This is a genomic window from Metabacillus sp. 113a, assembly GCF_050107635.1.
Lineage (GTDB): Bacteria > Bacillota > Bacilli > Bacillales > Bacillaceae > Metabacillus_B.
In genome coordinates this window covers 231,610-244,423 of the sequence record NZ_JBNILJ010000004.1, presented here as the reverse complement: position 1 = coordinate 244,423, position 12,814 = coordinate 231,610, and the positions used below count along the sequence as shown (strand labels likewise).

The following is a 12,814-nucleotide window of genomic DNA, read 5'->3' as shown; positions in this document are numbered from 1 at the left end:
CAATAATCCGGAATTGGGGAAAAACACATCGTATTTCAGCCGGAATGTGATTGATCGGTAATTGTTCAGCTGGGTTTATCTTTGTTTTTGCGTTGAATTTTGTTTTATTGTCCGTACTTTTGTTTTATTGTCCGTACTTTTAATTTATTGTCCGTACTCTCATTTTATTGTCCGTACTCTCATTTTATTGTCCGTACTCCCGTTTTATTGTCCATATTATAAATATAAAGACTTTTCGACAAAATTTGCGATCACTTCTGCGGCAAAACGCCGCTTACGGTCTGCCCTCCCTCCCCTGTAAAGCCAAAAACACCGGTCGAGGTTTCAGCCCGGCCGGTGTTAGTCTTCTTTCTTATTCTGAGAATTTGTCCGATGATCTTCATTCATTTGCTTGACCTCGGTGCTGATGTCTTTTATGGCCTGTTTGAAATCTGGATATTCGGCATTCCAGTGTCTGACAAGGTTCGGCATTGTTTTTGCCATGTGGGTATACAGAGCCCACATCTCCACTTTGGTCTGTTCTTCTTCTTTTGAGCTGCCGATAAGGAGTTCGCAATACTTTTCAAATAGACCGTTAAATTGTTCTTTTGTTTTTTGGGCCATTTTTATCCTCCAAATCCTTTTGGCGGTTTCACACATTTTACCGGACACGTTTTGCACCGGGCTTCCCGTTCAGAGGTTAAATAGAATAGGCAGCAGGTGCGTCTCATTCTGATTTCCTGACCCGTCTCGGGCTGTATCTCCATATTGCCATCGTAGCGCTTCAGCGGATTGAAATGAAAGTCTCCAAACAGTGAGCCGTCTGCCTCGGATACAGTATACTGAAAATCTTCCTCAATCTGTTCTTTAGACAGCCCTTCCGGAACAGATTTCATCAGGTTTTCATACATCCATCTAATGTATATGCATATATTTTCCCATAATATCCATTTCGATATACCAGTATTTTTGTTTGCTGTTTTAATCAGCAGAGCAATGTTTTCGGCAAACAGTTCCCGGTGTACTGCATCTCTCCATTCCGTTCTGCTGTGATTTTGATCCGGAGAGGATGCATCCAGTTCATGAAAATAAAAAAAGGGGAGCCATAATGGATCCTGATCATCTGTTTCCAGTGAGAGATTTTCGGGGCTAAGCCTGGGGGCTTTGCCGAATACCGTCATTGAATATAAGGTTAGGGCAGCCAGAAAACCATAGCGCTTCAATAGCATGGAAACGGCTGTTTTCCGGTCAGGCGCATCAATTTTCGGTTTAACCTTGTCTAAATAAGCCTTCAGCTGATCAGGGTCCAGGAGATTCTTTACTTCAGCAGAGAGGCTGGAAGACCAGCGTTTCCTGCCTAAGCGGAACCTTTCTAATTCCGCAAGCTCTGCTTCTGTAAATTTAGCCATTTTGCATACTCACCTCTTTCAGGATACAGCGCCCTCTGCCGTGGGGAATACACAGCGGCGTTCCGAATAACGGGTCAACTGTGACCTCGCAGTTCATTTGGAACACATCCTGCACGAGGCTGCAGCTGATCACTTCTTCGGGTTTTCCCTGATCATGAATTTTTCTGTCCTTGATCGCGACAAGATGATGGGCATAGCGGCACGCTAAGTTTAAATCATGAAGCACCATCACTATCGTACGGTTTTCCTGTTCATTCAATTCAAACAGCAGATCAAGAATTTCGATTTGATGAGTCATATCCAGATAGGTTGTCGGCTCGTCGAGCAGAATTATTTCCGTGTCCTGGGCAAGCGTCATCGCAATCCAGGCGCGCTGACGCTGGCCGCCTGATAAAGAATCAACCGGGCGGTCTGCAAAATCGAGCATTTTTGTAGATTCCAAAGCTTTATAGACCGCTTCTTCATCCTCCGCTGACCACTGGCTCAGCCAATTTTGATAGGGGTATCTTCCCTGCTTGACGAGCTGAAGAACCGTCAGGCCCTCAGGAGCTGCCGGCCCTTGTGGAAGGATGGCGAGTTTTTTCGCAACGTCTTTAGTGGGAAGCTTTGCAATGGACCCTCCCTCTAATAGAACAGATCCATGACTCGGCTTAAGAAGCCTTGCCAGTGAACGAAGCAATGTTGATTTTCCGCAGCCGTTGCTTCCAATAAATACGGTAATTTCCCCTTTGGGAAGTGTCAGGTCCAGTTCATCTATAATAATGGAATCCCCGTAAGATAAAGTCAGGGATTTCGTTTCAATTGCGCTCATTTATCTCACCCCTTTTATAAATTCGAGCCCATTGCCTGTTTATGTGTTTCTCGTTTTATAAAGCAAATAGATAAAGTAAGGTGCACCTATTGCGGCTGTAAAAACTCCGGCGGGCACTTCCAGCGGAGAAAACAGAGTTCTCCCGATTAGATCAGCAGTCATCACAAGGAAGGCACCTGCCATAGCTGAGACAGGAAGCATCGCTCCATATGAGGAGCCGACAAGCCTCCGGGCAATATGAGGAGCCATCAATCCCACAAATCCTATGCCCCCTCCAAAAGCAACAGCCGTTCCCGTTAGTGCTGTGCTCAATACGAGAAGGAGCAGCCTGTTTCTTTGCACCGAACTCCCAGCTCCTGCACCAAGATCATCGCCCAGTCCCTGCAGGTTGATTGTTCTGATTACAATGATTGTCAACAGGAGAAGAAGGACAGTAATCGGGAGCATGATTTTCACCTGCTGCCAGGTAGCCCCATAGACGGTTCCGGTTATCCAGGTGTTTGCCTGTGAAGCTCGGTATATAGGACCTTTGATCATCATCAGGGTTGTCAGTGACTGGGTTAACAAAGAAAAACCAATCCCCACAAGTACAAGCCTGAAGGACGATGATCCGCCTTTCCATGAAAGCAGGTACACGATGAAGCCTACGGTCATTGCTCCAATGAATGAAGCGGCCGGCATCCATTGTATACTCACTGTAAGAGCATTGTTTTTATCACTGAACAGGGCAAGGAATGTGACGACAGCTAATGAAGCGCCACCAGTAATTCCTATGATATCCGGAGAGGCCAGCGGATTTCGGATAATTCCCTGCAGAATTCCTCCTGCCACTGCCAGACAGACCCCGACCATAATGGCCGTCAGAATTCTCGGCATTCTGAACGATGAAATAATCAGCATGTTCATTTCAGAACCAAAGCCAGCCAAAGTTTTAACCACTTCCAAAGGATTCATCATTACCTCGCCGGCTCCAGTACTGATAAAGAATCCGGTAAGGAGGATAGCAGCCATAATCAATGAAACCTTAGCTGCTTTTTTATCGATTAAAAATGAGATGGACTTTCCGATTCGCACGGTCCAATAAGTCTTCATGCCCGATCAAACCCCTTTCTGGCGATATAGATAAAGAAAGGTGTTCCAATCAGCGCCGTCATGACTCCTACCGGCACTTCCTCGGGCATAACGACATAGCGGGCAGCAATATCGGAAACGGTTAGCAGAATTCCGCCAAGTACTGCAGAATACGGTAAGATCCAGCGATGATCATTTCCTATGATATATCTTGCCAGATGGGGAATGACAATTCCAACGAAGCTGATCGGTCCTGTTACTGAAACCGCACCGCCTGCTAAAAGAATGACGGCAATAGCTGCAAACATTTTTACAGTGCCTGTTCGCTGGCCAAGTCCTTTAGCTACGTCTTCCCCCATTGTAAGAATATTGATCTTTTGGCCGAGAAATCCGCAAATGATAAAGGCTGCCCCAAGATAAGGCAGAACAGCTGCCAACGATTCAAGCTTTCTTCCCTGTATAGAGCCAGCCAGCCAGAACAGGACCTGATCGAGGGCGGCTTCATTTACGACAAGCAAGCCCTGAGTTAACGAACTGAACAGGGCGGCCATCGCGGCACCTGCGAGCGTCAGCTTAACCGGCGTCAGTCCCTCTCTGCCCATAGATCCAATGAAATAGACTGTTAAAGCAGCAATTGCAGCTCCTAGAAAGGCAAGCCAAGTATATGTCTGAAGAGAGGAAACCTGAAAAATGGAAACTGCAATAACTACAAAAAATCCGGCTCCCGCATTAATTCCGAAAACTCCTGGTGATGCCAGAGGATTCTTCGTCAGAGCCTGCATTAATGCCCCTGCAATCGCAAGGCTTGCCCCCACTATAGCGGCAATCAGTGCTCTGGGCAGCCTTACGGTTGTAAGGATTATATGTTCATTTGAACCGTCAAAGTCAGTAAATGCCTGATAAGCAGATCTAAAGCTTGTATTCGCATAACCGTACACAACACTCGCACACATTACCCCGGCTAATAGAATAATGAGACCTGTTAACAGGATGAATTTTTGTGAAAATGTCTTTACCAGCATAATTATTCTCCGAATATACCAACGTTTATTGACTTATCAAGTCTACGGTTATTGTATCAAATGAGAATGAATTTGAAAATCATTTTCAATTACATATTGACATCGCATACAAACTAAACTTATTATTTTAATTGTAAATGAAAATCATTATCAAATGGGGGGTTTTTTCATGAAGAATACATATAGAAAGTCCTGGTTGAGCGTTTTTGCACTCATTCTCAGTCTTACCATGCTGCTGGCAGCCTGCGGCGGCAATACGGAGAGCCAGAAAGAAGAAGCGGCTCCTGAGGAAGCATACACAGTGAAGCATGCGATGGGAGAAGCAAAAATTCCCAAAAAGCCTGAAAGGGTCGTAGTTTTGACGAACGAGGGTACGGAAGCAGCCCTTGCAATGGGTGTAAAACCCGTTGGAGCGGTTCAATCCTGGCTTGGCGATCCATGGTATGACCATATTAAAGAAGATATGAAGGATGTTAAAGTAGTCGGCACAGAGAGTGAGGTCAATGTAGAAGCGATCGCAGCTCTTAAACCGGATTTAATTATCGGAAACAAAATGCGCCAGGAAGCGGTTTATGAAAAACTTAGTGCCATTGCACCTACTGTTTTATCTGAAACTCTTCGAGGAGACTGGAAAGAAAACTTCACTCTTTACTCAAAGGCTCTGGACCGTGAAGAAGAAGGAAAGAAGGTCATTGCAGATTTTGATGGACGGATTGATTCCATTAAAGAAGAAGCCGGTGATAAACTTTCACAAAAAGTATCGGTTGTTCGCTTTATGGCGGGAACGACACGAATATATTATAAAGATTCATTTTCCGGAGTGATTTTCGATCAGCTTGGCATGAAGCACACTGAAGCAGCTGATAAACTGTTTGCCAGCGACCAGGAGGATCAATTCATGAGAGAAGTAGGTAAGGAAGCGATTCCTGAGATGGATGGCGATCTTCTCTTTTACTTTACGTATGCACCTGAAGGCGATACAGAAGCCGTTAAAACCGAAGAAGAGTTTACAAAGGATCCCCTTTGGAAGAATTTGGATGCCGTTAAAAACGGGAAGGCTTATCAGGTAGACGATGCGATCTGGAATACTGCCGGCGGGGTAATCGCTGCTAACAAGATGCTTGATGAAATTGAAGAATATGTTGTAGAAAAATAATTTTTGCAAAAAGCTTCCGTGGTAAGGACACAGCATCCTTTCAGCGGAAGCTTTTTTTGCGCAGTTCCCTATATAGCTGAAGGGTCCCGCCAGGCATTGTTCAAGAGAGCGGTCCTGCTAAAAACCTCTCCATTAAACGAGCCTGCTAACATACGCCTTCAATGTCCCCCCTGTCCCATGCAGCAAGTGGAAAAAATAAGAATATGGGATTTCCCCTTAGGGTAAAGATAAAACTAAGATTTAAATGAATCGGCAGGTGAAAAAATGGGACAGGCAGCTTTATGGGGAGCATTTGCAGGCTCTTCCATTCTGATTGGAGCACTGCTGGGGATGATGCAAAAAATCCCTCGCAGGATGGTTGGATGGATCATGTCTTTTGGAACCGGGGTGCTAATCGGGGCAGCATCATTTGATCTGCTGCAGGAATCGCTTGAAGGAGGGGGCATGAATGCGACTGCGGCCGGCTTTCTTGCAGGTGCTTTATTGTTCACCGTCAGCGAAAGCATGATTGCAGGAAAAGGCGGCCATCAGCGGAAACGCTCTAAAGAAAACCCTGAAAATCATTCAGGCATCTCCATTTTTATCGGGACTGTTATCGATGCCGTCCCGGAGTCTGTCATTATTGGGGTAAGCATCCTTCAGCAGGGCAGCGTCAGCATTTTGATGGTCGCTGCTGTTTTTATCAGCAACTTCCCAGAGGGACTCTCAAGCACCACGGGTTTGATGAAGGATGGATATTCCCGCAGAAAAATTTTATTTATGTGGATGACCGTCGTTTTTCTGGCTACGGTCAGTTCTCTCCTGGGCTACACGATGCTTCAAGATGCTTCTCCTGTTTTCACTGCCGCCATAGGCGCGTTTGCTGCTGGAGGCATCATTGCTATGGTTGCCTCCACCATGATGCCGGAAGCGTTCGAGGAAGGCGGACCGATCGTCGGAATGATTACCTCGCTGGGAGTACTTTGTTCCATGCTTTTATCCCAGCTTTGAAAAGAGAATCAATCATTTGCAGCACAAAGCTAAAAAATCTTCAGCCTCGGTTGTTTTTGCAAAGTACGGCCGTCTTACCCTGTTAAAATGTCCTCCTTCGGATACCGGACAATCTGTTTTCCAGCCGGAGTGGCGAGCGAGTAAATCAGGGTTAGCGGACCCAGCTTCCCTAAAAACATAATCATGATCAGAATGATTTTACCAAAGGATGAAATGGAGCCTGTAATCCCCATTGAGAGCCCGACTGTTCCAAATGCGGAAACAACTTCAAATAATATTTCCAAAAAGGCTTCATCCTCAGTGATGGTCATCATAAAAACAGCCCCGATAATGAAAAGGATTGATACGATACTGATTGATAAGGCTCTGACTATATACCCGCCGTCAAGTGACCGGTTGCCGATCAGAATATCTTTTTTCCCTCTTAAAAAAGTAATCGTTGCCAGAAAAATCACCAGTGCGGTTGTAAGCTTTATCCCCCCTCCTGTGGAGGCGCTTCCCGCCCCGATAAACATCAGGACAATAATATAGAAAAGCGACGCTTCATGCATTTGTGCCATATCCAATGTATTGAAGCCTGCCGTTCTTGGAGAAGCCGCCTGGAACCAGGAAGCCCAAAGTTTATCTCCAAGGGATAGAGAGCCAAGTGTTCCCGGATTGCCGTATTCCAGAATGAAAAGAATCAGCATGGATACTAAGTTAATAACAAGCGTAGCAATCAGCATGATTTTCGTATGGAGGCTGAATTTTTTGAACTTCTTTTTTTGCCAGACATCTACTAAAACTGTAAAGCCAATTCCTCCAATAATAAAAAGCAGACTGATTACAACATTAATAACAGGGTTTCCAACATAACCAATTAAGTTATCTGAAAACAGACCAAAACCTGCATTATTAAATGCTGAAATTGCATGGAATAAGCTATAAAACAATCCTTTTCCCCATCCTAGTTCAGGGACCCATACAAAAGCGAGAAAGATCATGGCAATAAACTCTATAGCAAATGCAAAAATGAACATGTATTTCACGAGGCGTATAACCCCGCCTAAATTCGTCTGATTTAGAGCCTGCTGGATGATCATACGGTCCTTCATCCCAACTTTTCTTCCAAGAACCATATAGATCAGCACGGCAAAAGACATAATTCCAAGTCCCCCAAGCTGGATGAGAAGAGCAATGATGCTCTGGCCGAAGACTGTAAATGCTGTACTTGGATCGACACTCGACAGACCGGTCACAGTCATGGCTGAGGTGGCAACAAATAGAGCATCCACCCATGAGATTCCTTCTGTTGTGGAATAAGGAAGCTTAAGCAAACATGTCCCCGCGGCAATCGCAACGGAGAATATAAGCACAAGCAGCTGCGATGGTTTAAGCTTTATGACTCTGGGGAATTTCATAGGCTACATTCCTTCTTCCTCAAAACGTGAGATGTCCTTATTTTTACCGATAACAAGCAGTATATCGCCTTTTTTTACGGTTTCTTCTTCAGCAGGAGATACGATCATATCTTCATTCCGTTGAATTCCCACAATGTTGCAGCCGAACTTGGATCGGACGTCTAATTCCAGCAGCGATTTTCTGTTTATTTTATCTGTCACCATCAATTCCGCCAGGCTGTGTTCCTTTGAGAGCTCGATGTAATCAATCATTTTTTCAGAACTTATGTGATGGGCAATCCTTTTTGCCATATCCCTTTCCGGATGGATCACCCGATTGACACCGATTTTATCAAGAACCCGCTGATGGTAATCATTTTGAGCCTTCGCCCACACTTCCGGGATCCCCAGTTCTTTTAACAGCAAAGAAGTCAGGATACTCCCCTCGATATCACCTCCAAGAGACACAAAGGCATGGTCCACATTTCTGACTCCAAGCTGTTTTAGCGCTTCCTCATCCATAGAATTAGCCTGCACTGAATGGGTCGCATAGGCAGCATACCGCTGAACCCGGTCGAGGTTTTTATCTACGGCCAGAACCTCTCTCCCAAGCTCGTGGAATTCTTTTACGAGGCTGCCTCCAAAGCGTCCTAATCCAAAAACTGCAAATTGTTTATCCACCGGTGAAATCTCCCTCTAAGTTAGATTGAATCTTCCACACTTCATTTCCAGTGAACTTTCGAAGTGGGAGATTACTGAAAACAACGCCCTTACGCCTTCTGCTAAAAAGGCTATGCCCTAAAGCTTTTTAACATCTGTTGATTGGGGCGCAGAGCGTAAAACCCTGCACTTGGGGGATCGGGAAAGACTCACCGCCCTCCCAAGGATAAGGGAACGCCTGCCAGCTGCAATCAACAGCCTGATTTAACTAAGCTGTTTAAAAAAATCCACACAAAAAAGCACAGAGGACTGCCCCTGTGCTTAACTCGACACAAGTTCCATCGGCCTCTCCAAACGCTTACGGGGTTAGCTGTCGGGTTAGGGCATGGAAGTAGCCCTTTCTGCTAGAGAATTCACCCCAAGCGGCGATTATCCGCCACACGTCCATGGGTCCCCCGCTCCATTAAGGATTAAGCGATATAGGTAGTGAAACAATGATAATAAATAATTACGAGAGTATATTACTCCTGTTACAAACCAGAGTAAAGAACGAAAATAACCTCTATATCTTCATTTTATCTGCTTATGATGAGTTTTCCGGCCTATTACAGCCTATTGCTTAACCAGCCTTCGATTTACTGGTTCCTGCGCCTGATTATCATATGAAAATTTACGCTTTTACTGAAGTAAAGCTTGAAGAGACTTTTCCTGCCGTTGTTCAAACCAGAGATTTTTAACCGTGACGGGCGATACCGGTCTCATGCCTTCCCCATGACTCAGCACCGCTTATAGATAAGCTAATCCAATAAACATAATAAAAAACTCTGCAGCCGCAGAGTTTAAGCTGTTTTTCTTTTATTTGCGCTTTTAGCAAACAGATAAACGGCTATGACCATCAAAAATATAATAATAAGCGGAATCATATAGGGCTGAGCAGCTTCCTTAATATGCATCCAGTTGCTTCCAAGCTGAATGCCGAGAATTAAAAATAAAATGGTCCACGGGATCATGGCTGCAACAGTATACACTGTAAATTTCCAAACAGGCATTTTGGCTACGCCCGCCGGAATCGAGATGGCATGCCTTACAACAGGAATAAACCGCGCGAAAAAAATGACCCCTGTTCCGTATTTTCCAAACCATTGCTCGGATAAGTCGAGGTGTTTTTTATTGACGAGAAGATACTTCCCGTATTTCTCTAGAATCGGACGGCCCCCGTAATACCCAAGCCAATAAAGAAACAGCTGAGCCAGTGTTCCTCCAATTACTCCAGCTGCAACAGCTCCGGCAAATCCTATTCTCCCTAAGGAGACCAGATATCCTCCATAACCAAGCACAATCTCACTTGGAATCATTTCAATCATCAAGCCAATGGCAATTCCAAAGTAGCCTAAATCAGCAAGTCCCTCCAACATACTAAAAATAAATTCTTTCATATGCTGCTCCTTTGCACCTTAAAATCCTTTATTCTACTATACGTCTGAAAAAGACAAGTATTCTGCAGAAAATTTCCGGTCATACAAAAAGCCGGCAGCTTTACCGCTGCCGGCTTTTCTCCTGAAAGATTTACATGCTTTGCACAACTTTTTCTTCAGTTGGCAGGCTTCCATTCTTCTTTTCCGTCTCTGCCACGATTACTGCGCATGCGGCATCCCCGGTAATGTTAAGTGAAGTTCTGGCCATATCAAGAAGACGGTCGATTCCAAGTATTAAGGCTATCCCCTCTACTGGAAGATTAACTGAATTCAGGACAAGTGCCAGCATAATTAATCCTACTCCAGGAACCCCCGCCGTTCCGATACTTGCAAGGACAGCTGTAAGAACAACGGTCAATAGAGCCGTGATCGTTAAATCCACCCCATAAACCTGGGCTATAAATACTGTAGCCACCCCTTGCATGATCGCCGTTCCATCCATATTAATGGTTGCCCCAAGAGGCTGAACAAATCCGCTGATTTGCTTTGGAACGCCAAGATTTTTCTGGGCTGTTTCCATCGAAAGCGGAAGAGTCGCATTACTGCTTGACGTACTGAAGCCAACGGTCATTGCCGGTGCAAATCCTTTAAAGAACCAGATTGGATTCTTTTTCGCAAAGATCATGACACTGGAACCATACGTCACGATTGCGTGAACAATAAGTGCAATAAGAACGACGATAAAATAAACTCCCATCGCTTTAATCGCATCGAATCCCTGGCTGCCAATTGCTGTCGCAATCAGACCAAACGTCCCGTATGGCGCAAATTTCATAACAAGCCCGACAAGATACATCATTAGCTCATTTCCTTGTTCAAGGACCTTTTTCAGAGCAGATGTTTTCTCCCCAAGAATCGCAATTCCAACTCCAATAAATACAGAGAATGCGATGATTTGAAGCATGTTGCCGCTCGCCATTGCTTCAATTGGATTTTTCGGGAAAATATTCAGCAGTGTATCTGAAACGGAAGGAGCTTCCTGCGCTTCATAGCTGGCACTTTCCGTATTAAACTCCCCAGCATTTCCAGGCTGGATGATGAGTGCCAAACCCAGTGCAATTGTAATTGCAATAGCTGTTGTCGAAAGGAAAAACCCAATGGTCTTCAAGCCGATTCTTCCAAGCTTCTTCGGATCTCCAAGGCCTGCTACACCAAGAGTAATAGAGAAGAAGACAATGGGAACAACGAGCATGTTTATTAAATTCAGGAAGATGCGTCCAAGCGGAGTAAATAGGAACGTATCCAGCTGTTTAAATAAATCCGGAGAAGTAACGTTTAAAATAATTCCGACAATAGCTCCGGCAATAAGTCCAATAATAATTTTCGTCGCTAGTTTCATAAATGACCTCCCGTTTTACGAATTGTTAGATTAGAAGTGTAGCCTAGCAGATTTACCCAAAACAAGATGCTTGTAAAACCCATTCTGGAAAATACGCAAAAAAGCCGCGAGAAGAGATCTCGCGGCTTATAGGGTCAAATTTCGGATCCGTAGCTTGACATTCCACTGAAGCGTCTCTTCTTAGGCTTACGAGGTTAGCTGTCGGATTCGGACGAAGAGAATATGTCCTACCTGTAAAAGGATTCACCCCTAGTGCGGCCGCACTGATTGGTTCCCCCGTTCCCGTGTGGGATTAAGCGCATAAATATGATTTTGTAGTTTCATTATATACGAATAGTTTGTCAATTTGCAATTACAATTTTTCGAGAAAAATCGTCATTTTATTCCAAAATAAGGGTATAATAGAAATTTTTTTAAATAAAACAGGTATTTTATCTTAAATTTCTGTTTGGTTTATGAAAACCAAGGGTATGGAATTTTATGTTAGCAGTCCCAAAGGCTGTATAAAAAAACGACTGGAGAGTGACACATTTGAAAATGACAGCAAAACTTTCTTCCATGTTTTTGATCCTTTCATTGGTTTTATTCGGTTGCGGTACGGCGAAGGAAGAAACAACTGCCGCTCCCAAAGAGGAGAAAACAGCTACAGGGTCAAAAGAGGATGAAGCGTCTGAAAATGGAACAGAAACAAAAGAAGCAGAAGCAGCAGAAGCTGAGGAGCCTGCAGCGGAAGAAACAGAAAAATCAGAAGAACAGCCTGCAGAAGAATTAACTGCAGAACAGGTTTTGGAAAAGTCGATTGCGGCTTATGAAGATGTGAAGAGCTTCTCCAGTGAAATGACAGTGGACCAGACTGTTGATGATGGACAGCAAGAAATCAAAACGGATGCCTCTATGCAAATAGAGCAAAATATGGATCCAATGCTGATCCACACTGTAAATACAACGAAATCTGCAGCAGACGGGTCTGAATTTTCTTTTGAATCATATGTAACCAAAGACAACTCTTATGTATCTCAAAATGGCGGAGAGTGGGCCGTAATGGCCACAGATCCTAATAACCCAATGGTACGATCTGAAGCTCAATCAAACCCGGCGGCTGATTTGGAAGGATTACAAGAAGTTGCAGGAGATATTAAGGTCAAAGAAGAAGACAGTGAATACATCATTTCTATTGATGAACCGAAGGAAGAATTCCTAAATCTTTATGGAGATATGGTTAATCAAATTACTTCTTCTCTTGGCGTAGACGGTGCATCTGCAGAATTAACTGATTTAAAGCTCTCTTATTCAATTGATAAAGAGACCTTCTTGCAGAATACTACAACTGTCATGATGTCAATGACAGTAGATGTTGAAGGCCAAACCATTGCCCTCGATCAGAAAGTCGATGGCACGTTCAGCAAGTACAATGAACTGAATGACCTGGAAGTCCCTGAAGAAGTAACCGATTCTGCACAGCCAATGGAGTAAATAATCAAATTGGACTTGCCGGTGGACTAGTGTGACTGCGAAGAACCCCC

The 12,814-nt window shown here is 44.3% G+C and carries 12 protein-coding genes and 2 riboswitches; of the genes, 3 read left to right on the top strand and 9 right to left on the bottom strand.

The window, feature by feature from the left end; all coding sequences use genetic code 11:
* Nucleotides 1-339 precede the first annotated feature (339 nt).
* Genes ACQCVE_RS09440 through ACQCVE_RS09420 form a run of 5 tightly spaced genes read right to left on the bottom strand, consistent with a single transcriptional unit; the run spans nt 340 to nt 4,292 of the window.
* On the bottom strand, nt 340-603 hold the full coding sequence (locus tag ACQCVE_RS09440; RefSeq protein ID WP_426842704.1) for a DUF2573 family protein: 264 nt from the start codon (nt 601-603) through the stop codon (nt 340-342).
* Nucleotides 604-605: 2 nt separating this feature from the next.
* Nucleotides 606-1,388 carry a (2Fe-2S)-binding protein gene (locus tag ACQCVE_RS09435; protein WP_426842705.1) on the bottom strand — a complete coding sequence of 261 codons (783 nt, stop codon included), beginning with the start codon at nt 1,386-1,388 and terminating at the stop codon, nt 606-608.
* On the bottom strand, nt 1,381-2,199 hold the full coding sequence (locus ACQCVE_RS09430; RefSeq protein ID WP_426842706.1) for an ABC transporter ATP-binding protein: 819 nt from the start codon (nt 2,197-2,199) through the stop codon (nt 1,381-1,383). Before ACQCVE_RS09430 ends, ACQCVE_RS09435 begins: the two co-directional genes overlap by 8 nt.
* A 39-nt stretch (nt 2,200-2,238) precedes the next feature.
* Complete coding sequence (locus tag ACQCVE_RS09425) at nt 2,239-3,291, bottom strand: FecCD family ABC transporter permease (RefSeq protein WP_426842707.1); 1,053 nt, start codon at nt 3,289-3,291, stop codon at nt 2,239-2,241.
* Nucleotides 3,288-4,292 (bottom strand): FecCD family ABC transporter permease, encoded by a 1,005-nt coding sequence (locus tag ACQCVE_RS09420; protein ID WP_426842708.1) that lies wholly within the window; start codon nt 4,290-4,292, stop codon nt 3,288-3,290. The genes ACQCVE_RS09425 and ACQCVE_RS09420 overlap by 4 nt, the downstream gene beginning before the upstream one ends.
* 169 nt (nt 4,293-4,461) lie before the next feature.
* On the opposite strand from ACQCVE_RS09420, the gene ACQCVE_RS09415 reads away from it, so the two are divergent.
* Entirely contained in the window at nt 4,462-5,448 is a 987-nt protein-coding gene (locus ACQCVE_RS09415) for an ABC transporter substrate-binding protein (protein ID WP_426862586.1), read from the top strand.
* Between the two features lie 264 nt (nt 5,449-5,712).
* Nucleotides 5,713-6,438: a ZIP family metal transporter gene (locus ACQCVE_RS09410; protein WP_426862584.1), complete on the top strand. Its 726-nt coding sequence runs from the start codon at nt 5,713-5,715 to the stop codon at nt 6,436-6,438.
* 74 nt (nt 6,439-6,512) lie between these two features.
* Here the strand turns inward: ACQCVE_RS09410 and ACQCVE_RS09405 are convergent, their stop codons facing one another.
* From ACQCVE_RS09405 to ACQCVE_RS09390, 4 genes are all read right to left on the bottom strand, one after another.
* Entirely contained in the window at nt 6,513-7,838 is a 1,326-nt protein-coding gene (locus ACQCVE_RS09405; protein WP_426842711.1) for a TrkH family potassium uptake protein, read from the bottom strand.
* Between the two features lie 3 nt (nt 7,839-7,841).
* A complete protein-coding gene (locus ACQCVE_RS09400) occupies nt 7,842-8,498 on the bottom strand; it encodes a potassium channel family protein (protein WP_426842712.1) in 657 nt (218 codons plus the stop codon).
* A 320-nt stretch (nt 8,499-8,818) separates the two neighbouring features.
* Nucleotides 8,819-8,964, bottom strand: a riboswitch (cyclic di-AMP (ydaO/yuaA leader).
* A 352-nt stretch (nt 8,965-9,316) separates the two neighbouring features.
* The gene (locus tag ACQCVE_RS09395) at nt 9,317-9,913 is read right to left on the bottom strand and encodes a DedA family protein (protein ID WP_426862582.1); all 597 of its coding nucleotides are present in this window, start codon (nt 9,911-9,913) and stop codon (nt 9,317-9,319) included.
* Between the two features lie 130 nt (nt 9,914-10,043).
* The gene (locus tag ACQCVE_RS09390; protein ID WP_426842714.1) at nt 10,044-11,291 is read right to left on the bottom strand and encodes a dicarboxylate/amino acid:cation symporter; all 1,248 of its coding nucleotides are present in this window, start codon (nt 11,289-11,291) and stop codon (nt 10,044-10,046) included.
* Nucleotides 11,292-11,460: 169 nt separating this feature from the next.
* A riboswitch (cyclic di-AMP (ydaO/yuaA leader) is annotated at nt 11,461-11,600 on the bottom strand.
* Nucleotides 11,601-11,828: 228 nt separating this feature from the next.
* Here ACQCVE_RS09390 and ACQCVE_RS09385 point away from each other — a divergent pair.
* Entirely contained in the window at nt 11,829-12,764 is a 936-nt protein-coding gene (locus ACQCVE_RS09385; RefSeq protein ID WP_426862664.1) for a DUF6612 family protein, read from the top strand.
* The last annotated feature ends 50 nt before the right edge of the window (nt 12,765-12,814 follow it).